Source organism: Paenibacillus sp. PvR098, from assembly GCF_017833255.1.
Taxonomy (GTDB): Bacteria; Bacillota; Bacilli; order Paenibacillales; family NBRC-103111; genus Paenibacillus_G.
In genome coordinates this window covers 3,002,436-3,022,730 of record NZ_JAFIBU010000001.1, presented here as the reverse complement: position 1 = coordinate 3,022,730, position 20,295 = coordinate 3,002,436, and the positions used below count along the sequence as shown (strand labels likewise).

Below are 20,295 nucleotides of genomic sequence, written 5' to 3'. Positions count from 1 at the left end.
CTCTTCTTTTCTCTTGTTACGAAAGAGGGTTCGAACGGATAGTATGATCAAAGAGATTATTGTTGTCGAAGGCAAAGACGATACGGTCGCAATCAAACGGGCCGTTGAAGCGGAAACGATCGAAACTGGCGGTTCCGCAATCAATAAAGAAGTGCTGAAACGTATCCGGCTCGCCCAGGAGCGAAGAGGCGTGATCATTTTTACGGACCCTGATCACGCGGGTGAGAGGATACGTAAAATCATCGTCAAAGAAGTGCCGGGCTGTAAGCATGCGTTCTTAACACAGGAGGCGGCCACCAGCCGTGGTGATATCGGAGTAGAGAACGCATCGGTGGAAGCGATTCGTTCGGCGCTTGCGAATGTACGCACCGATTATATGGCGCAAGGCACAGAAATAGACTGGGACGATCTGATGGAAGCCGGGCTGATCGTTAACCCGGCTGCAGCCGCGAGAAGGCTCGAGATGGGCAAGCGACTCGGCATCGGATATTGTAACGGAAAGCAGTTCTACCATCGCTGCCGCATGTTTCAAATTACTAAAGAAGAATTTGAGGCGGCGCGGCGGCATCTGGATGAAAAAGAGGGTGAAAAGCCATGAGTTCAAACCGGTATACAGACACTGCGGGGACGGGACAAGCCTCTCCGGAAGATATTGCTTCGCCGAAACGAACCAAAGAGCTGCTGCAGAAGTACGGCTTAACCTTGAAGAAAAGCTTAGGTCAAAATTTCCTTATTGATCACAATATATTGCACAAAATCGTTTCTGCGGCGGATTTGCAGCCCGACAAGGGGGCGCTGGAAATCGGTCCTGGGATCGGCGCCTTGACGCAGCAGTTGGCCAAGATGGCAGGCCGTGTAGTAGCCGTCGAGATCGATCAACGACTGCTGCCGATGCTCGAAGAGACGTTGTCTCCCTATCCTCATACTGCCGTCGTACATGGTGATGTGCTTAAGGTTGATCTGAAAGAGTTATTCGAGAAGCACTTCCAAGGCGTATCGCAGGTGAGTGTAGTTGCTAATCTTCCTTACTATGTGACCACTCCCATCATCATGAAGCTGCTCGAAGAGAAGCTGCCTCTTGAGAATATCGTTGTCATGATTCAGAAGGAAGTGGCCGACCGGATGGCGGCAAAGCCTGGAGGCAAGGACTACGGCAGCCTTAGTATTGCCGTACAGTATTACTGTATCCCCGAAGTCGTGACCATCGTTCCGCGTACCGTATTTATCCCCCAACCGAATGTGGATTCGGCAGTCATTAAGTTGAGTGTAAGACAGCAGCCGCCTGTGGATGTCGAGGATGAGGACTTCTTCTTTGAAGTCGTTCAAGCCAGCTTCGTGCAGCGGCGCAAAACGATTTATAACAATCTGGCGGCGAAATATTTCACCAAAGAGACGAAAAGCAGGATGGAAGCCATCCTTCAAGAATCAGGCATCGAGCCTTCCCGTCGCGGCGAAACATTGTCCATACAGGAATACGCAGTCCTAAGCCAAAATCTTGCGCGTGCTTTACGCTCCAGTTAAGCGCCAATGATTGAGCCGCATGGGCAGAGCATATGCACCATTTGCCCATGACCGCCATACGATAGACGAGGAGGCGATGCAGCCATGAAACAGGGAGACCTGGTCACTCGTAAGTCGTATGGTGGTGACATTGTTTTCAGAATACAGGAAATTAGGCAACAGCAGGCGGTGCTCCGTGGAGTGGAGCTTCGGCTCCTGGCCGACGCTCCGCTTCCGGATTTGGAATCCATGCCGCAGCTCGATCCTTTTCAATATACGGGTATGATGCGTCCGAAATGGATGGATGCCATGAGACGCACAAACGGTTCACTTGCTCCATCAGCCCCGTATCAAGGGGATAGCTGGCAAGGAAAAGCAAGCCCGGGGGCCTCCCCCAAAACGCGCCCGGCTTATTTTGACGTACCGGGTAAAGTTCTGCACTTGGATGGGGATCCGGTTTATCTGCGCAAATGCATGGGCCTATATGGAGAGCTTCGGGTACCGGCCGAAGGATATTACGTGACGGAAGCCCAGATGGCTGATGCTCTGTATCGCCTGCTGCCGCAAATCAAGCCGGATATTGTAGTCATTACCGGCCATGATGGCATTTTGAAGCATCGGGCCGCGGCAGATATTTCCGCACTTAGCAGTTATAAAAATTCGCATAATTTTGTGAATGCGGTGCGCGTAGCCAGGCAGTATGAGAGAAATCTCGACGCTCTAACCATTATCGCCGGCGCGTGTCAATCTCATTTTGAAGCGCTTCTGCAGGCAGGGGCCAATTATGCGAGCTCCCCCGCACGTGTGTTAATTCATGCGCTTGACCCGCTCTGTATTGCAGCTAAAGTAGCTTATACGCCCATTCGGGATACTGTAAATATCATAGATGTAATCGGACTTACGCACAGTGGCTTAGAAGGGCTTGGCGGCATTGAATCCCGTGGAAACTATCGACGGGGCGTGCCCAAAATTCAATACGCAAGTCAAACCTAAGCGCCGGAAGGTGCTTTTTCTTTTTTTGAATAGTTTTAGAACATCAAAACAAGCTGGGTTAAAATTGACAATTATGTGAACGGGAACAGAAGGGTACGATGCTTTTCCTACGAAAATAAAGGAAAAAATTCATTGACAATATGTTTGTGTGATTGATATAATATTCGGCCTAAATTGACATACTACCTTTGATGGGTTATAATTGAAAAGGAAAGAGGTGGTAGTGATCAATGGCTAAAAATACGCTGTTGGAGATCAAACGCAGTTTGGAACCTCATGTCGGACAAAAGATTATGTTAAAAGCTAATGGCGGTCGCCGCAAGACAGTCGAACGATCCGGTGTATTGGAGGAAACCTACCCTTCCGTGTTTATTGTAAAGCTGGATCAAGAACAGCAGAGCTTTAAGCGCGTTTCTTACAGTTACGCAGATATATTGACAGAATCCGTTGAAGTAACGGTGCAAAGCGATGATGGAGAAGTGCGGATAACTATACATCAATAATACATAAGCGGTTGATCTGCCCAAAGCGGTCAGCCGCTTTCGCTTTTGTATTTATTGACGATGCCGCCATCTAAAAGGTTGCATGATGAAATGCATGATTTCTCTGAACGGGTGCATACTAGGCCTTACTACTTCAAACGAAATCGAAGGAGGGTAAGGTTATGGGACGCAGAAATCGCAGAGGGATCATGTCAGATGAGTTTAAATACGAGCTGGCCAAGGATCTCGGCTTCTACGAAACCGTACAGCGTGAAGGCTGGGGCGGCATACGAACGAAGGATGCGGGCAATATGGTAAAGCGAGCGATTCAAATTGCTGAGGGGACGTTGCAGAGGCAGAATCCGGTTCAGGTCCAGACGCATGTGGCGGCTTCTGGGCAGGGGATGCTTCCAGTACGAGGAATGCTGCCTGCGCAGTCTAACGTATCGCTTGCGACGCGGTATGGGGCTGCGCAGGCAGCCGCTCCGACGCCCATGTATTCAACGTACTACAAACAGTAATTGTGGCATACGAAAAGCTAGAGCGGCCAAGAGGCGGCTTTAGCTTTTTTTTGTGGCGTTTTTGGTATAGTATTAGGAGAAGAACGTTAAGCCCGTGTTTTTTGTAGACAGACAGGTGTAAAGAAGGTGTCCTATGAAGGTGTTCGAGAAAGCTTCGGCTAAAATCAATTTGTCCTTGGATGTACTATATAAGCGCGAGGATGGCTATCATGAAGTGGAGATGGTCATGACTATGGTCGATCTGGCGGACCGGATCGAAATGCAGGAGCTGCCGCGCGATACGATCATCATATCGAGTCAAGCAGGCTACATACCGCTGGATGAAAAAAATCTTGCTTTTCAAGCCGCTCGCCTCATCAAAGATCGGTATGGCGTGAGGCAGGGCGTCTATATTCATTTGGATAAGAAAATCCCTGTGGCCGCCGGACTGGCAGGGGGAAGCAGTGATGCCGCAGCTACCCTGCGCGGGTTGAATCGGTTGTGGCGGCTTGGAATCGGAATGAAGGAGTTGCAGAAGCTTGGGGAAGAGCTCGGTTCAGATGTGCCTTTTTGTGTAACCGGAGGAACGGCGATTGCTCGGGGTCGCGGCGAGAAGCTGGAACCGATCGAATCGCCGCCGCAGTGCTGGGTTATTTTGGCCAAGCCTCCGATCAATGTATCCACATCGGAAATTTACGGCAAGCTCCAGGCAAGCGCCATTCGGAAGCATCCTTCTACTGCAGGAGTGCTTGAAGCCATCCGGGAGAAGCGGTTCGAGCAGCTGTGCGGCGAGCTCGGTAATGTTCTGGAGGAGGTAACACTGGATCTTTACCCGGAGGTAAGGCAGTTGAAGGAAGTCATGATGAGGCTCGGGGCGGAGGGTGTGCTGATGTCCGGGAGCGGTCCGACCGTATTCGGGCTGGTTTCGAAAGAGGCGAAGGTCCCCCGTATCTATAACGGGCTGAGAGGATTCTGCAAGGACGTGTATGCCGTAAGACTATTAACTTGACGGAGGCGTATTATGTCACTTTGGTGTCACTATAATTTTCATGATGTAACTTGAATAAATACGTATAAAAGTGTTATATTTTCATTATATTATTCGGATTTTATCTTAATATTGGGCGTAAGGAGGGGGTTCACCGATGAAAAAATTGAAAAGAAGCGCAAGATTGGTTGAAATGACTCAATACTTGCTATTTCGCCCCCATACGTTGATTTCTTTGACGACATTCGCGGATCGCTACAATTCCGCCAAATCCTCAATCAGCGAAGATTTGGCTATCATTAAGGAAGTGTTTGAAGAGGAAGGTCTTGGGGAGCTTCTGACGCTTGCGGGCGCGGCAGGTGGGGTCAAGTTTATCCCGAAAGTATCGAGAGCGCATTCCCTGCAATTTATCAACCAACTGTGCAGGCAGCTTGAGCAGCCGGAAAGAATACTGCCAGGCGGGTATTTATATATGTCCGACATTATGGGACAGCCGATGATATTAAACGAAGTGGGCAAAATGTTCGCTTCGGTCTTTGCAGGCAAAGACATCGACGTAGTCATGACTGTGGAAACCAAAGGGATTCCATTAGCTTACTCGACGGCCATGTATTTGAATCTGCCGGTTGTCATCGTTCGCCGGGATAATAAAGTAACCGAAGGCTCCGCAGTAAGCATTAACTATGTCTCCGGTTCAAACAAGCGGATTCAAACGATGTCTTTATCGCGGCGTGCGCTTAAAGAAGAGTCAAAGGTATTAATTATCGATGACTTCATGAGGGTGGGCGGCACGATCCATGGCATGATGGATTTGCTGAAGGAGTTTAAGGCTACGGTAAAGGGCGTCGGTGTATTTGTCGAGTCGGGTGAAGTGGAGGAGCATTTGGTGGAGGACTACATATCTTTGGCCAAGCTGTCCACTGTTGATCCGAAGACCAAACAAATCACGGTCGAGCCAGGCAATTATTTTCGCGAAGGCGATACATATGACGAGGAGTGATACATAAATGGTGAACATCAAATCGATTTCTACGGACCAGGCGCCGGCCGCTATTGGTCCTTATTCACAAGCGATTCAAGTCGGATCGCTGTTGTTTACTTCGGGCCAGATTCCACTTGGCGTGGACGGCCAACTCGTTCAAGGGGGCATTGAAGAGCAAACACATCAAGTGTTTCGCAATTTAAACGCGGTGCTTGCGGCGGCGGGGGCGTCTTTCCAGGATGTTGTAAAGGCAACCGTTTTCATCCAAGATATGAATCAATTCGGTCAGGTCAATGAAATCTACGCTTCTTATTTCGGAGATCATAAGCCGGCGCGTTCAACCGTGGAAGTAGCACGGCTTCCAAAGGATGTTTTTGTCGAAATTGAACTGATTGCAGCGATAAATGTCGAATAATTTTAAAAAGATAAAATATTTATAAAATTGCAGAAAAAATTCGGATGGGAAGCAGGAATTTGCCCTAAAATGTGGAATTTATACCTCAAGTCAACAAGATGGAAAAAGGTGGTGAACTAGAGGTGCAAATTACTGACGTCAGACTTCGTCGGGTAAACTCCGAGGGCAGAATGAAAGCCATTGCTTCCATTACCATCGATAACGAATTTGTAGTGCATGACATTCGTGTGATTGACGGTAACAACGGCATGTTTGTCGCTATGCCAAGCAAGCGCACGCCGGATGGAGAATTCAGAGATATCGCTCACCCGATTTCCTCTTCCACCCGTGAGAAGATCCAAGCGGCTGTGCTAGCAGAATATGAACGGGCTGCAACGGACGAAGAAGTGATTGAAGAAGGAGCATAAATTTATGTTCTAAAAAGAGCCCGCGGGCTCTTTTTTCTTTTGTCTGCGGAGCTGGTTATATTGGGATTATTGCAATATGCGGACCCCGCCCCGTATACTAGCATAGAGTGGTTAACTAGGGGCGAAGGAGATGGAGAGCTTGAATATCATGGGGATCGTGCTCGCCGCAGGGCAGGGCAAGAGGATGAAATCGAAGCTGTATAAAGTGCTGCACCCGGTGTGCGGGAAGCCTATGGTCGGTCATGTGGTCACCGCACTGGAACATATAAAAACAACGCGAACGGTCGTCGTGGTAGGCCACGGGGCCGAAGCGGTTCAAGCGTACCTAGGCGATCGTGTGGAATATGCGCTTCAGGAGAAGCAGCTCGGAACGGGTCACGCTGTACTGCAGGCCAAACCGCTGCTTGAAGGTAAAGACGGGCTTACGATCGTCATTTGCGGAGATACGCCGCTCGTTTCTGAAGAGACGCTGCAGGATATGATTCGCACCCATCAGGAGAAGGGGGCGGCTGCTACGATTTTGACGGCAGTAATCGAGGAGCCTCGTGGATATGGCCGAATCATTCGCGATACGCAGGGCCATGTGACAGCCATTGTGGAAGAGAAGGATTGCGATGACGAGCAGAGGGAAGTCCAAGAAATCAATACGGGCACGTATTGCTTCGATAACCGAAAATTGTTCGATGCTCTCGCGTCCGTGAAAAACGACAATGCGCAGAACGAATATTACATTACCGATGTGATCGGTATTTTGGCTGGTAGTGGCGATAAAATCGAGGGCTGCATTATGCGCGATATTAGGGAATCAATCGGCGTCAACGACCGGTTGGCTTTGTCCCAGGCGGAAGCAGACATGAGACAGATCATTAACCGGAGGCACATGCTTGCGGGTGTAACAATCATTGATCCAGCCCATACGTATATCGAAGCGGATGTGCAGATTGGGGCGGATACCGTTATTTTACCGGGGTCGGTCCTTAGGGGCAGAACCGTCATTGGGGAGGACTGCGTTATCGGGCCTCAGGCTGATATTACAGACAGCACGCTTGGCAGCGGGGTCAAGGTCAAACATTCCGTGCTGCAGGAAGCGTCGGCCGATGCAGGATCGACCGTTGGACCTTTCGCTTATTTGCGTCCAGGTGCGGATCTCGGCAAGAACGTCAAGATCGGCGACTTCGTCGAGATTAAGAACGCTAAACTGGCCGATGACGTGAAGGTTTCCCATCTGAGCTATATCGGGGATGCGGTGATCGGAAGGAACGTAAACTTTGGCTGCGGCGCCATTACCGTGAATTATGACGGCTACAACAAACAACTGACGGAAGTGGAGGAGGACGCCTTCATTGGCAGCAACGTCAATCTGATCGCTCCCGTTAAAATCGGTAAAGGCGCTTATGTGGTTGCTGGCTCTACGATCACGGAGGAAGTGGGAGCGGGTGACCTGGCGATTGCCAGGGAGCGGCAGGTTAACAAGTCAGGGTACGCCGATAAGCTTCGCACCAAATTTGCGGACAAGAAAGATCAGCTTAAGAAAGATCGCCTGTAATTAGGCTCCACGAACGGACGAATTTCCCTTTTCATGTTTCGAACCTCCTTCAATTGGGTAAATTAGTAGAAGCTTGGGTCATGCCCAAATTGAAGGAGGTTTAACTATGGCAACAACGTTGAAAGCGGAAGCTCGTACTGGCCGAACGAAGGGTGATCGCAACCGGATGCGTGCTCAAGGAAAAGTACCCGGTATCGTTTACGGGAAAAAAGTGACGCAAACGCCGATTGCCATCGATCAAAAGGAATTGTTTTCGCTGCTGAAAACGAACCCAAACGGCATTATCGATATGGATGTGCCGGGATTTGGTAAACAGCCTGTGATGATCAATGAAGTGCAGCGCGATGTGTTTAGTCGTCAACCGCTGCATGTAGATTTTCATCAAATCAATATGGACGAGCCCGTTACCACGACGGTCCGCCTTGAATTTATCGGAGACCCTGCAGGTGTACAGGCCGGGGGCATTCTGCAAATCCAGAATCATGAGATTGAAGTGCGCTGCTTGCCGCAGAGCATCCCAGGCGCCTTACAGGTGGACATCGCCGCTCTGGAGATTGGCGAGAATATCCTGGTATCAGAGCTCAAGCTGCCTGCTGACGTCGAGGTCAAAACCGATGAGAACGATGTGCTGGCAACCATTCTATTGCCGCAGAAGGAAGTAGAGGCGGAGGATGAGACGACCGAGCCTGCAGCCAAGGTAGAGGGAGCTTTCGAGAAGGAAGAAGAGGAAGCGGAAAAAACGGTGTAATTTGTGCGGGTGGACAAGCTGTCCGTGTATATACAGAGGAAGCGTGTCGATGAACAGTCGGCACGCTTTTGTATTTTGTTCGGAATGCCGGAGAGAAGGGGTTAATCCACACATCTCATTTGAAGTTGGCTTGAGGCTCTTTTTGGAGTATGATTAACCCATAGGCGTGACTTGCAAGGGTGTGAAAGGAGCAGGGTTTGCTTGAAATGGTTTGTAGGCCTCGGCAACCCGGGGCGGCAGTATGAAATGACGCGGCATAACATCGGCTTTATGGCGCTGGACCGGTTTGCCGATAAGCACGGCATCCGGATCTCGCAGAGCAAATGCAAAGGGCTGCTAGGGGAAGGGAATGTGTCGGGAGAGAAGGTGGTTCTCTTAAAGCCGCAGACCTACATGAATTTGTCCGGTGAATCGATGCGGGCATTTATGGATTTTTACAAAGCGTCCCCGGAGGATCTGATCGTGGTATATGACGATTTGGATACGCCATTCGGCAATATTCGTCTGAGATATCAAGGCAGTGCAGGGGGCCACAATGGGATCAAATCCATCATACAGCATCTAGGTTCTCAGACGTTTAATCGAATCCGGATGGGGATCTCGCGTCCGGCACCGGGCAGGGATATTGCCGATTACGTGCTGAGCCCGTTCAGTAAAGAAGAATTCCAGAGCATGCCTCAGGTGCTGGATAAAACCTGTGAGGCTATGGAATATGTTTTGGAGCATGCGTTCGAAAAGACGATGGCGAAATTTAACGGTTAGCTAGAATCTCCAGGCTGCAAGCCGTAAGGCAAGGCTAATATCCTCCAATCTTGGTCATACTATGTATGATGGCAATGGATTGCCGGTTTGTAACCGGTGGCGATTGCCTATAGAAAACCGCTTTGCCAGACAAAGCGGGGAGGAGGAAGGAACCATGACCGTTAAATACATATGTCGTCATTGCCAAACGTCCATTGGGGAGATTCGTCAAGGAGAAGTCAACGAATATCAGCTGGGCTTCCATTTCTTGACCCCCGAAGAACGGAGAGATATAATATCGTATAACCCGAATGGGGATGTCACCGTTAAGGTGGTTTGCGATTATTGCAAAGAAGCGCTGGAAGCCAATCCGGAGCTCTCGCTCCTCGCGAATCCTCTGCAATAGGGGTTTTTCGCGACTTGGCTATCCGGCCTTATGGTTGTGGATCGGGCCTAAAGCGAGTGCGCTATAGGCTTTTTAGTGTTACGGGGTTGAGAGGGGTGTCCTGTTTTGCAGGCTTTAATTCGGGCGTTCGCCGCGGATAGTGATTTTCAATCCGTGGTTGCCGGTATTCGCACAGGGATGAGGGAACAGTTAATCGCCGGGTTAACCGGTTCTTCGCGTCAGGTCATGCTCGCTTCGCTTTATGAGGAGCTGGAGCGGCCTTTATTTGTCGTGACGCACAATATGTTTTCTGCACAAAAAATGTTCGAGGATTTAGCGGAGCTGCTTCCTAGTGACCGGGTGCTGTTGTTCCCGGCCCAAGAACTGCTGGCTGCCGAGGCAGCGATCGCGAGTCCTGAGATGCTAGCTCAGCGCGTGGATGCGCTGTCCAGGCTAGCGGGAGATTTCCGCGGGGTAGTGGTCGTGCCTTATGCTGGCATGCGGCGTTTGCTTCCAGGCCGAGGTTCCATTGCTACAGCGCAATTCCGCATTGAAGTAGGCCAGACCGTAGAGCTGGATCAATTGGTAAGCCGTATGGTCGACTTGGGCTATGAACGGGTGGAACGGGTTGAGAACAAAGGGGAAATGAGCGTCCGCGGAGGGATTCTCGATTTCTATCCTCTCACTTCGCCTCATCCATATCGAATTGAGCTGTTTGATATCGAGATCGATTCCATTCGATCATTCGATGCGGGAGATCAACGCTCCATTGATAAAGTAAACGAACTGACCATTTTACCTTGTCGCGAAATTGTAGCTGATCGAAACCGGTTACAATCAGCGGCGCAGCACGCATATGAGCTCCTTCAAGAGCAAGTCGGCAAAATGTCCGACCGTACGGCCAAGGACCGGCTGCTGGAAGGCATGGGTCACGAAATTGAGCAGCTTCGGGAAGGACAGCATTTTCAAGGAATGTTCAAATACATTTCACTGCTGTTTCCGGAACAGCAAACGCTGCTGGATTACATGCCGGAAGATACAATACTGCTTGTTGACGAGCCTGCGAGACTGCTGGAGACGGCCAAGCAGCTGGAGAAAGACGAGGCTGAATGGATGACCTCGTCGCTGCAGGACGGCAAATGCGTACCGGCGCTGGTTCTGTCCAAGCCGTATGAGACGCTGCTCCACCGTAAAGCTCATCCTACGCTATACATGTCGCTTTTCCTGCGGCAAGTACAGCAGGTGACGCCGCAGAACATCGTCAATTTCATGTGCCGGGTGATGCAAAATTTCCATGGCCAGATGAATTTGCTCAAAAGTGAAATGGATCGTTGGAAAAAATCTGGAGCTCAAGTCATGATGATAGCCAGCGGGGCGGAACGGGTAGAACGCATCAAGAGGGTACTTGCAGATTATAACATTGAAGAACCGCAGATCGTGGACGGAAGCCTGCAGACCGGCTTTGAGCTGCCCAGTATTCATTTGGTCGTCATCACGGAAGGCGAAATGTTCACCCAGAAGCAGCGTAAAGCCCGCAAGGTGGACAAAAAGATTGAGAACGCCGAGCGAATTAAAAGCTACCAAGAGCTTAAGGTCGGGGATTATGTCGTTCATGTCAACCACGGAATCGGAAAATTCGTTGGTATAGGAACGTTGGAAGTAGGCGGCATTCATAAAGATTATTTGCACATTATGTATGCCGGCGGCGATAAGCTGTCGGTACCGATTGACCAAATCGACCATGTTCAGAAGTATGTAGGGGCCGAGGAAGGCAAAGAGCCCAAGGTATATAAGCTGGGCGGGACCGACTGGAACCGTGTCAAGAGCAAGGCCCGCGCTTCTGTGCAGGATATTGCGGACGACCTTATCAAGCTCTATGCAGAGCGGCAGGCAACGTCGGGGTACGGATTCACCCCGGACAGCGCCTATCAGCAGGAGTTCGAAGGGATGTTCCCTTACGAGGAGACAACAGATCAGCTCCGCGCGATTCAGGAGATCAAGAAGGACATGGAGAAGCCTCAGCCGATGGATCGGCTGCTTTGCGGCGACGTCGGCTACGGCAAGACGGAGGTTGCTATTCGGGCAGCGTTCAAGGCTGCGATCGATGGGAAACAGGTCGCGGTTCTGGTGCCGACTACGATTCTAGCTCAACAGCATTACGAGACGTTCAGGGAACGATTCTCAGGTTATCCGTTTAATATTCACGTATTGAGCCGATTCCGTTCCAAGAAGGAACAGACGGAGACGATGAAGGGCATCAAGAACGGTACGGTAGATGTCGTAATCGGTACTCACCGGCTGTTGTCGAAGGACGTCCAGTTCAAAGACTTGGGTCTGCTCATCGTTGACGAGGAGCAGCGATTCGGTGTATCTCACAAGGAGAAGCTGAAACGGCTCAAAACGAACGTGGATGTGCTGACCTTGACGGCGACACCGATTCCGCGCACGCTCCATATGTCCATGCTTGGAGTGCGGGACTTGTCCGTCATCGAGACGCCTCCGGAGAACCGGTTCCCCGTACAGACATATGTGGTGGAATACAGCGCGTCCCTGGTGCGGGAGGCGATCGAACGGGAGCTTGCACGCGAAGGCCAAGTGTATTATTTGTTCAATCGCGTTCAGGGAATTACCCAAACGGCGGAGCAAATATCAATGCTTGTGCCCGATGCGAGGGTGACCGTGGCTCACGGCCAAATGTCAGAGCAGGAGTTGGAGAAAACGATTCTTGACTTTCTTGACGGTGAATATGACGTGCTCGTCAGCACGAGCATTATTGAAACCGGAGTTGATATTCCGAATGTCAATACGCTGGTTGTCCATGACGCCGACAAGATGGGGCTGTCCCAGCTGTACCAGCTGCGCGGACGGGTCGGGCGTTCCAACCGGATTGCTTACGCCTACTTCACCTACCAGCGCGATAAAGTGCTGACCGAGGTGGCCGAGAAACGTCTGCAAGCGATTAAAGAGTTTACAGAGCTTGGTTCAGGGTTTAAAATTGCTATGAGGGATCTTTCCATTCGTGGGGCCGGTAATTTACTTGGTGCCGAGCAGCATGGCTTTATCGCATCCGTTGGCTTCGACTTATATTCCCAGATGTTGGGTGAAGAGATCAATAAGCGGAAGAAGGAAATGGGCGGCGAAGCCGTGACGGAAGACAAGGTTTGGTCTACGCAGCTTGATATTCAGCTAGACGCTTATATTCCCGGCGATTATATTTATGACAGCGTGCAGAAAATTGAGATTTACAAGAAAGTGGCGGCTGTGCAAACCTTGGATGAAGCGATGGAGCTGGAGGATGAACTCGTCGACCGTTTCGGCGATTTGCCGCAGGCCGTGGTTAATCTGCTTAAAGCAGCCCGGCTGAAGGTCTACGGCGCGATGTATGCAATCGAGACGATCTCGCAGAAAGGCCTGGATTACGAGCTTCGGCTTCATCCTGGCCAGAACGACAATCTGGACGAAAAGAAGCTGTCTCAATTATCGGGCGAGTTCGAGAATCGGATCAAGCTGATCGGAGGACAGCAAATCATCATCGAGCTCAAAGGCAAAGGATTAAAGCCTGAGGAATCCATCGATTTGCCGGAACGGTTTTTGGAACAATACAAGCGTGTTTTGAAATCGAAGGGAGAGCTGCAGAATGTGGCAAAATAAGAAGAGACCGTTGCAAAAAGGGCTTTTGGCTCTTTGCGCACTCATATTGATTATTGGTGTAGCTGCAGGATGCGGCAAGAAAGAGGAAGGCGATACGGCGGCGCCTGCAGGCAGTCCGGGTGAAGTCCTTGTAACGTATAAAGACGGCGGCAAGGTGACGCGTGAGGAATTCAATAAATTTCTAAACGTCAATATGATGTTTAATCAGCAGTATGCGCAGTATAAAGAAGAACCGGCGTTTCAGCAGGACATGATGAATCAACTGGTCGCGTTCAACGTCCTGGCTTCCCGTGCGGACGATAAGGCTAAAGAACAAGCCGAAAAGCAGTCCAAGGAACAGCTTGAGCAAATTAAAGGGTTTATGGGTATGCAGGAAGGCGGCATGGAGAAGCTGCTAACGGATAACCATGTTACGGAACAGGATTTGAATGAGTTCGTGCAGAAGAGCATTCAGGTATTCGTGTCGGAGGAAAATAAGGTCGCCGATCCAAAGCTGCAAGCGGCTTACGACGAAAAGCTTGCGCAGGACAAGAGTGCATACGATATCGCCACGGTCAGCCATATTTTGATCGGTACCAGTGATCCGGCAACAGGTCAAGAGACACGTACGAAGGAAGAGGCTTTGCAGCGGGCGAAGGAAGTGCAGGACAAGCTGGTGAAGGGCGGCGATTTTGCTGCGCTGGCGAAGGAATATTCGGAAGATCCGGGCTCTAAAGACAACGGTGGACAATATGCCGATGCGCCTCTTACACAATGGGTCCCTGAATTTAAAAAGGCGGCATCTGAGCTGCCGATCGGCCAAATCAGCGAACCGGTAGAAACGTCATTCGGCTATCATGTCATGAAGGTTGAAGCCAGAAAAACGAAGACGTTTGATGAAGTTAAGCAGGAATTGCGCTCCGAGTTAGCGCAGTACAATGTTCAGGAATTTATGGAGAAAGAGCTGCCTACGCTCATTGAGACGAACAATCTGCCTAAGCAGGAGGAGCCTAAACCGGCCGAAACGCCGGGTGCGGAAGCTCCGAAAACAGATGCGCCCCAGACGGAAACAGGCAAGTAATATATTACCAGGGTGCCCGAAAGGGTGCCCTGTTTTGTTTTGATTTTTTTGGACATAATGTAAACAGCGGCGGCACATTCTTACATAATGCACCGGCGACCGCAAGGATCAAGCAGATGTATAACCCCTTGGGAATCGAAGAATACTATGGATAGTTCAATTCCCTCCATTGGCATAAAATAGAGTCCAGTCTGTATCTAACTCTCAAGGAAAGCGAGGCATCTAGAAATATGAAAGCAACTGGAATCGTTCGTCGCATAGACGATCTTGGCAGGGTCGTCATCCCGAAGGAGATTCGCCGTACGCTGCGCATTCGGGAAGGGGATCCTCTCGAAATATTTGTAGACCGTGACGGAGAAGTCATCCTTAAGAAATACTCTCCGATCGGCGAACTGGGTGATTTTGCTAAAGAGTATGCCGAATCGCTATTTGAAAGCACAGGCCACATTATAATGATAACGGACCGTGACACCATGATTGCGGTGGCCGGCGGTTCTAAGAAGGAATATTTGGACAAGCCGATTGGGGTTCTCGTGGAGCAATGCATGGACAACCGGAAAACTTCCATGGAAAGCAGCGGCGGAACTTATGAAATCTCTAAGGATCTAAGCGAAACATACAGTTCCTATGTTATTGCGCCGATTGTGGCAGGTGGAGACCCGATCGGAGCGGTGATTCTGGTCAGTAAAGATGAGAATGTGACGATGGGCCAAATGGAGCTCAAAATGGCGGAAACAGCTGCCGGCTTTCTCGCGAAACAAATGGAACAGTAATGTGCGGCTGAAGGTCTACCCGCAAGCAACTGAAAGATTAGCTTCCTGATGGATTCTCTTGAAGGGAAATCGGGAAGCTTTTTTGCTTGCTTTTGGAAAAGAACGGCGAGTGCGGTATAATGTTGGCGTTGAGAGGGCCACTAAACCGAGCTGTAAGGGCGGTACGGCATAAAGGAGAGGGAGAGCATCGGAAGAAAGGGGAGGGGGAAGGCGCTCGATCTGGAGCTGAGCACCGATAGGGAACGCACTGGCTCCACACTGCTCAAAGGCGCCGCCTTGTTGGGGGCCGCTGCCGTTATATCTAAGCTGATCGGAACCCTGCAGAAAATTCCTCTGCAGAATTTGGCTGGTGATGCGGTGTTTGGCATTTATAACGCGGTATATCCGCTCTATATTTTAATTTTGTTCTTGGCTACAGCCGGGTTCCCACTGGTCATTTCCAAATTTGTGGCTGAGTATGCAGCGGATCGGCGCTATGAGGAGGCACGCCGTGTGCTTCGTGTAGCTTCGGTTGTTCTGATGGGGACAGGCGTAGGCTTTTTCCTGCTGTTGTATTTCAGGGCTGATACGATTGGGAGATGGATCGGAGCCTCGCAGACCGCCGAGGCGATCCGCAGCGTCTCGTTTGCGCTGCTGTTTGTGCCGATGATGTCCTGTCTGCGTGGATATTATCAAGGCTTTCAACATATGGCTCCGACGGCTTGGTCGCAGGTTATGGAACAAGCTGTAAGGGTCAGTACGATGCTGATCCTGCTTATTGTTCTTATGCGTATGGGTTTCGGGCCGGAATGGATCGCCGCAGGCGCCACATTCGGTTCGGTTACCGGGGCCATGGCGGGACTTGCAGTCATGCTGTACTATTGGCGAAAGGATCGAGGGATGCCTGGAAATTCGCTTAATGGGAGCGCGAAGCCCATGACCACCCGCTCTTGGGAGTGGAAGCGGGATTGGTCGCTAATGAAACGGTTAACCGCTTATGCCATTCCGCTCTGCCTCGGCGCTATTGCTGTGCCGATCTTGACGCTAGTTGATTCCTTCACGCTCCCTAGGTTGCTTCGGTCTTCAGGCTATGACGAAACCGGGGCGCTGTATCAATTCGGGCTCTATAATCACGGTCTGCCGCTCGTACAGCTGGTGGCGATGATCGCTTCTTCGATGTCGGTAGCGCTCGTTCCGGCGATGGCTGAAGCCCGGGAGCGGGGGGATCTAACGGCGGTGCGCAGCAGAGCAGAGTTGTCGCTGCGGTACACCTTGCTGATCGGACTCGCCGCATCGTTTGGGCTAGCTCTGCTGGCGGAGCCGCTGAACGTGATGTTCTTCAAGAGTGCTGAAGGTACTGCGGCGATGGCGATTTTGTCGTTCACCGCTCTATTCTCAGCAGTGAATATTATTGCCGGCAGCGTACTTCAGGGACTTGGCGCCGTGCGTGCGCCGGCGTTGTACCTGCTGCTGGCCGCGGGTGTTAAGGTCGCGGCGAACGTGCTGCTTGTGCCGCGTCTGGGCATCACCGGTGCCGCGGCGGCAGCCGTGGCCGCCTACGCGCTCGCCGGCGGCCTCGCGCTCGCGCACGCGCTGCGCGCCGCCGGCGTCACGGCCGCGGGCGGCCGCGCCGTCATGAAGCCGATGCTGGCCATCGGCTTCATGACGCTCGGCCTGCTGGCCGTGACGCACGGCGCTCCGCCGCTGCTCGGGCTGCTGCCCGTGGCCCTGCCCGAGCGGGGCAGGGCCACGATCATCGCGCTCGGCGGCGTCGCTGCAGGCGCGCTGGCTTACGCGCTCGCGCTTCTGCGCCTCGGCGCGGTGACAGCCGCCGAGCTGGAGCAGGTGCCCAAGCTTCGGGGCAAGCCCCTTGCGCTGCTGCGCAGACTCCGGCTGCTCCGCTAAAGGAGCGCCGCATCAAACCTCAAGGAGGCGTTTGCGATATGTCTAAGCAACCACAAATTACTGTTGTCGGCCTCGGAACCGGGGATCCCAATCAACTGACGCTCGGCGTTTGGAGAAAGCTTGAATCCGCGGGGGAACTCAGCGGCGGTTTATATTTGCGAACCAGGGAGCATCCGATGGTCTCGATGCTCGATCACCACGGACTGACTTATGAAACGTTCGACTCGGTATATGAAGCCAGCGCGGAATTCGATACCGTATACGAAACGATCGCCTCTACACTCCTTGCTCGGGCGCAGGCTGTCGGCGCAGGGGAAGTGTTGTACGCTGTTCCCGGCCATCCGATGGTTGCCGAAAGGACCGTACAACTGCTCCGCGAGCGCTGTGCGGCAGAGGGTGTGCTGCTCGGCTTGATGGGCGGCGAAAGTTTTCTAGATCAGGCCTTCCTGAGGCTCGGCTTTGATCCTATTGAGGGCTTCCAGCTGCTTGACGGCACCTCGCTTCAAGCCAGCAGCCTGAATCCGCAGCTTCATACCTTGATCGGGCAAGTATATGATGTTCATACAGCATCCGATGTGAAGCTGACGTTGATGGAACTATATCCGGATGACTATCCCGTTACAGTCGGCCATTCGCTCGGCGTGACGGGGGAAGAGCGCGTCCATGAAGTGCCTTTGTATGAGCTGGACCGTGTAGAGGGCTACGGAAACTTGTCCTTGGTATGGGTGCCGCGAACCGATCGGGAGGATGTTCGCAGCCGTACGTTTGCTCGTCTGCACGAAATCGTGGACATTCTGAGAAGCCCGGAAGGGTGTCCGTGGGACCGCGAGCAAACGCACAAGTCGCTGCGCAAAAACCTGATTGAAGAAGCCTACGAAGTGTTGGAAACGATCGATGACGACGATCCGGATCATATGTGCGAGGAATTGGGCGATTTGCTGCTTCAGATCATGCTGCATTCGCAAATCGAAGCGGAGGCAGGGTCCTTTACCGTATTCGATGTGATTCGGGAGCTCAATGAAAAGCTGATTCGCCGCCATCCGCACGTGTTCGGTTCGAAGCAGGCGGAGGATGCGGATGAGGCGCTGAGCAACTGGCAGCAGATCAAGGACGAAGAAAAGCGGAGCAAAGGCATAGATCTGAACGAGCAATCCGTGCTGACCGGTGTTCCGCGTGAGTTGCCGGGGCTGATGAAGGCGTACAAGCTTCAGAAAAAAGCCGCCGGGGTCGGCTTCGATTGGAGTACCTTGGACGAGGTGCTGCCGATCGTCGAATCCGAGCTGGCTGAAGTGAAGGAAGCGATCGAACGATTCGGAAAAGCGGAGCAGCAGGAGGAGCTTGGCGACCTGTTGTTTGCCGTCGTCAATCTGGCCCGATTCCTGAAGGTGGAACCCGAGGAAGCGATGGCGGACGCCAATCGGAAATTTTTCGACAGATTCAGCTATATTGAGTCGAATTTACGTTTAAAGGGTAAGTCATTTGAGCAAACTGATTTGCAAGAGATGGAATCGCTGTGGCAGGAAGCAAAAAAAGTTCTAAAAAAATAGGCATCCTTGCAGGAATTTCCTAGGTAAACAAAGAATACATAAGCTTAGCGTCATTTCAAAGAGGAGGAAAATTTATTCATGAACAAAACCGATTTGATCAACAACATCGCTGAAAAAAGCGGCCTGACTAAAAAAGATGTGGAATCTGTATTGAACAGCTTCCTTGGCGAAGTAACAGATGCTTTGTCGAATGGTGACAAAGTACAGCTGATTGGTTTCGGCACATTCGAAACTCGTAAACGCTCCGGACGTACGGGCCGCAACCCGCAAACCGGCCAAGAAATCACGATCCCTGAATCCAAAGTTCCAGCCTTCAAAGCAGGCAACAAGCTTAAAGAAGCGGTGAAGTAATAATGAGGCTTGACAAGTTCCTCAAGCTCTCCCGTTTGATCAAGCGCCGCACGGTCGCGAAGGACGTGTCCGAACAAGGACGAGTCTGGATCAACGGACGGGAAGCCAAACCGAGCAGCACGGTGAAGGTGAGCGACGAGTTGACCATTCAATTCGGACAGAAGCTGGTAACCGTACGTGTGGAACTGTTGTCCGAGTCAACCCGTAAGGAAGACGCGGCCAAGATGTACACACTGCTGAAGGAAGAGATGAACAAGAAAGAATCGGATTTTTTGTTCTAATCCGATGATTCGATAGAAAGAGACTGAGCAGATGCTCGGTCTCTTTTTGGTCATGGTGAACGGATATCCTCAGATTCATCCTCGGAGTTCTAAAGCCCGGACGACCCCCATACGTTTATAGTAAACAAGCTTTGGGTGGTTCAAAGCGTTGAGGAGGGGGATGTGCGTGGTGGAAATGCCGGGGAAGATGAAGCGCCAGGAAATCAAAATGCTCAACCGCAAGCTGCTTGAAGTATCCGGGGTACTGAATGTGGAGAGCTTCGACAGCGAGGAATTTTTACTGGAGACCGAGTGCGGGTATCTGATGATCAAAGGGCAAAATTTACATATCAAAAATTTAAGTCTTGAGCAAGGCTTGGTCGCAATCGAAGGGTATGTAAATGAGCTGGCATACGTGGATACAAACTCCCAGGGTAAAACCAAGGGATTTTTCGGTAAGCTGTTTAAGTGACACTGCAGATTCAATTCGTGACGCTGGGCATGATGTCTGCAGGAGGGCTCGCGCTGGGAGTGCTTTTCGACCTGTACCGGGTGCTTGCTGGCCAGCTGAAAGTACCCTCTTGGCTGAAAGCCGTCCTGGATCTCCTGTATTGGTTCATCGGCACGCTGATCGTGTTCAGGCTTCTGTATGAGAGCAACTGGGGTGAAGTTCGCCCATTTATTTTTCTTGGCCTGGGGATCGGAATTACCGTTTATTTTTTGATGTTTAGCCGTAGCGTGATTTGGGTAATACGGCTTATGATTCGTATTGTGCTTGCCGCTATACGTATCGGAAAGCGTATGATTGAACTCTTTATTATCAAACCGATGATTGGATTTTATCGGCTTTTGATGATCTTTTTAGGATTTTTCCTTGCGGTGGCTATTTTCCTTTATAAAACTGTGATACAATTGTGTTATCCTGTGTGGAAATTGCTGCTATGGCTGGTAAGGCCGCTTGGCCGGTGGATTCGCGATCGAATTGCCGTTCCCGCATGGATGAAGCGCATCGTAACAACCGTCGCAGCTTGGCTGGAAAGATTCAGATAAGAATTTGTTCTTATCGAGACTTGGGAGGATTC

Annotated in this window: 21 protein-coding genes and 1 pseudogene; all 22 read left to right on the top strand. The window is 51.2% G+C overall.

Annotated features, from left to right (window positions below):
* Positions 1–43: 43 nt before the first annotated feature.
* The 22 genes and pseudogenes from rnmV to yabQ all read left to right on the top strand — a co-directional run bounded on the left by rnmV (position 44) and on the right by yabQ (position 20,263).
* On the top strand, positions 44–598 hold the full coding sequence (gene rnmV / locus JOE45_RS15025; protein WP_210019470.1) for a ribonuclease M5: 555 nt from the start codon (positions 44–46) through the stop codon (positions 596–598).
* Positions 595–1,521: a 16S rRNA (adenine(1518)-N(6)/adenine(1519)-N(6))-dimethyltransferase RsmA gene (rsmA, locus tag JOE45_RS15020; RefSeq protein ID WP_210019471.1), complete on the top strand. Its 927-nt coding sequence runs from the start codon at positions 595–597 to the stop codon at positions 1,519–1,521. Before rnmV ends, rsmA begins: the two co-directional genes overlap by 4 nt.
* An 84-nt stretch (positions 1,522–1,605) precedes the next feature.
* Entirely contained in the window at positions 1,606–2,493 is an 888-nt protein-coding gene (yabG, locus tag JOE45_RS15015) for a sporulation peptidase YabG (RefSeq protein ID WP_210019472.1), read from the top strand.
* 230 nt (positions 2,494–2,723) lie between these two features.
* A complete protein-coding gene (gene veg / locus JOE45_RS15010) occupies positions 2,724–2,996 on the top strand; it encodes a biofilm formation stimulator Veg (protein WP_210019473.1) in 273 nt (90 codons plus the stop codon).
* Between the two features lie 161 nt (positions 2,997–3,157).
* Positions 3,158–3,337: pseudogene (locus JOE45_RS15005) on the top strand (small, acid-soluble spore protein, alpha/beta type); the annotation flags it as partial.
* A 292-nt stretch (positions 3,338–3,629) separates the two neighbouring features.
* Positions 3,630–4,484 carry a 4-(cytidine 5'-diphospho)-2-C-methyl-D-erythritol kinase gene (ispE, locus tag JOE45_RS15000; protein WP_210019474.1) on the top strand — a complete coding sequence of 285 codons (855 nt, stop codon included), beginning with the start codon at positions 3,630–3,632 and terminating at the stop codon, positions 4,482–4,484.
* Positions 4,485–4,620: 136 nt separating this feature from the next.
* Positions 4,621–5,463 (top strand): pur operon repressor, encoded by an 843-nt coding sequence (purR, locus tag JOE45_RS14995; RefSeq protein WP_210019475.1) that lies wholly within the window; start codon positions 4,621–4,623, stop codon positions 5,461–5,463.
* A gap of 7 nt (positions 5,464–5,470) precedes the next feature.
* Positions 5,471–5,860 (top strand): RidA family protein, encoded by a 390-nt coding sequence (locus JOE45_RS14990; protein ID WP_210019476.1) that lies wholly within the window; start codon positions 5,471–5,473, stop codon positions 5,858–5,860.
* Between the two features lie 122 nt (positions 5,861–5,982).
* On the top strand, positions 5,983–6,267 hold the full coding sequence (gene spoVG, locus JOE45_RS14985) for a septation regulator SpoVG (protein ID WP_210019477.1): 285 nt from the start codon (positions 5,983–5,985) through the stop codon (positions 6,265–6,267).
* Between the two features lie 139 nt (positions 6,268–6,406).
* Positions 6,407–7,813, top strand: coding sequence for a bifunctional UDP-N-acetylglucosamine diphosphorylase/glucosamine-1-phosphate N-acetyltransferase GlmU (glmU, locus tag JOE45_RS14980; protein WP_280874970.1), 1,407 nt, complete (start codon positions 6,407–6,409; stop codon positions 7,811–7,813).
* Positions 7,814–7,919: 106 nt separating this feature from the next.
* Complete coding sequence (locus tag JOE45_RS14975; RefSeq protein ID WP_210019478.1) at positions 7,920–8,561, top strand: 50S ribosomal protein L25; 642 nt, start codon at positions 7,920–7,922, stop codon at positions 8,559–8,561.
* A gap of 201 nt (positions 8,562–8,762) precedes the next feature.
* Positions 8,763–9,323 (top strand): aminoacyl-tRNA hydrolase, encoded by a 561-nt coding sequence (pth, locus tag JOE45_RS14970; protein WP_210019479.1) that lies wholly within the window; start codon positions 8,763–8,765, stop codon positions 9,321–9,323.
* 154 nt (positions 9,324–9,477) lie between these two features.
* Positions 9,478–9,708: an anti-sigma-F factor Fin gene (gene fin / locus JOE45_RS14965; protein WP_210019480.1), complete on the top strand. Its 231-nt coding sequence runs from the start codon at positions 9,478–9,480 to the stop codon at positions 9,706–9,708.
* Between the two features lie 105 nt (positions 9,709–9,813).
* On the top strand, positions 9,814–13,338 hold the full coding sequence (gene mfd / locus JOE45_RS14960; protein ID WP_210019481.1) for a transcription-repair coupling factor: 3,525 nt from the start codon (positions 9,814–9,816) through the stop codon (positions 13,336–13,338).
* Positions 13,325–14,398: a peptidylprolyl isomerase gene (locus JOE45_RS14955; protein WP_210019482.1), complete on the top strand. Its 1,074-nt coding sequence runs from the start codon at positions 13,325–13,327 to the stop codon at positions 14,396–14,398. The genes mfd and JOE45_RS14955 overlap by 14 nt, the downstream gene beginning before the upstream one ends.
* A 230-nt stretch (positions 14,399–14,628) precedes the next feature.
* The gene (gene spoVT, locus JOE45_RS14950; protein WP_210019483.1) at positions 14,629–15,171 is read left to right on the top strand and encodes a stage V sporulation protein T; all 543 of its coding nucleotides are present in this window, start codon (positions 14,629–14,631) and stop codon (positions 15,169–15,171) included.
* Between the two features lie 168 nt (positions 15,172–15,339).
* Positions 15,340–17,055, top strand: a complete 1,716-nt coding sequence (locus tag JOE45_RS14945; protein ID WP_348632602.1) for a polysaccharide biosynthesis protein — start codon at positions 15,340–15,342, stop codon at positions 17,053–17,055.
* A gap of 38 nt (positions 17,056–17,093) precedes the next feature.
* On the top strand, positions 17,094–18,602 hold the full coding sequence (gene yabN, locus JOE45_RS14940) for a bifunctional methyltransferase/pyrophosphohydrolase YabN (RefSeq protein ID WP_210019484.1): 1,509 nt from the start codon (positions 17,094–17,096) through the stop codon (positions 18,600–18,602).
* A gap of 78 nt (positions 18,603–18,680) precedes the next feature.
* Complete coding sequence (locus tag JOE45_RS14935; protein WP_210019485.1) at positions 18,681–18,953, top strand: HU family DNA-binding protein; 273 nt, start codon at positions 18,681–18,683, stop codon at positions 18,951–18,953.
* A 2-nt stretch (positions 18,954–18,955) separates the two neighbouring features.
* Positions 18,956–19,234: an RNA-binding S4 domain-containing protein gene (locus JOE45_RS14930; protein ID WP_210019486.1), complete on the top strand. Its 279-nt coding sequence runs from the start codon at positions 18,956–18,958 to the stop codon at positions 19,232–19,234.
* Positions 19,235–19,409: 175 nt separating this feature from the next.
* Positions 19,410–19,685, top strand: a complete 276-nt coding sequence (gene yabP / locus JOE45_RS14925; RefSeq protein WP_245247331.1) for a sporulation protein YabP — start codon at positions 19,410–19,412, stop codon at positions 19,683–19,685.
* The gene (gene yabQ, locus JOE45_RS14920; protein WP_210019488.1) at positions 19,682–20,263 is read left to right on the top strand and encodes a spore cortex biosynthesis protein YabQ; all 582 of its coding nucleotides are present in this window, start codon (positions 19,682–19,684) and stop codon (positions 20,261–20,263) included. The genes yabP and yabQ overlap by 4 nt, the downstream gene beginning before the upstream one ends.
* Positions 20,264–20,295: the final 32 nt, after the last annotated feature.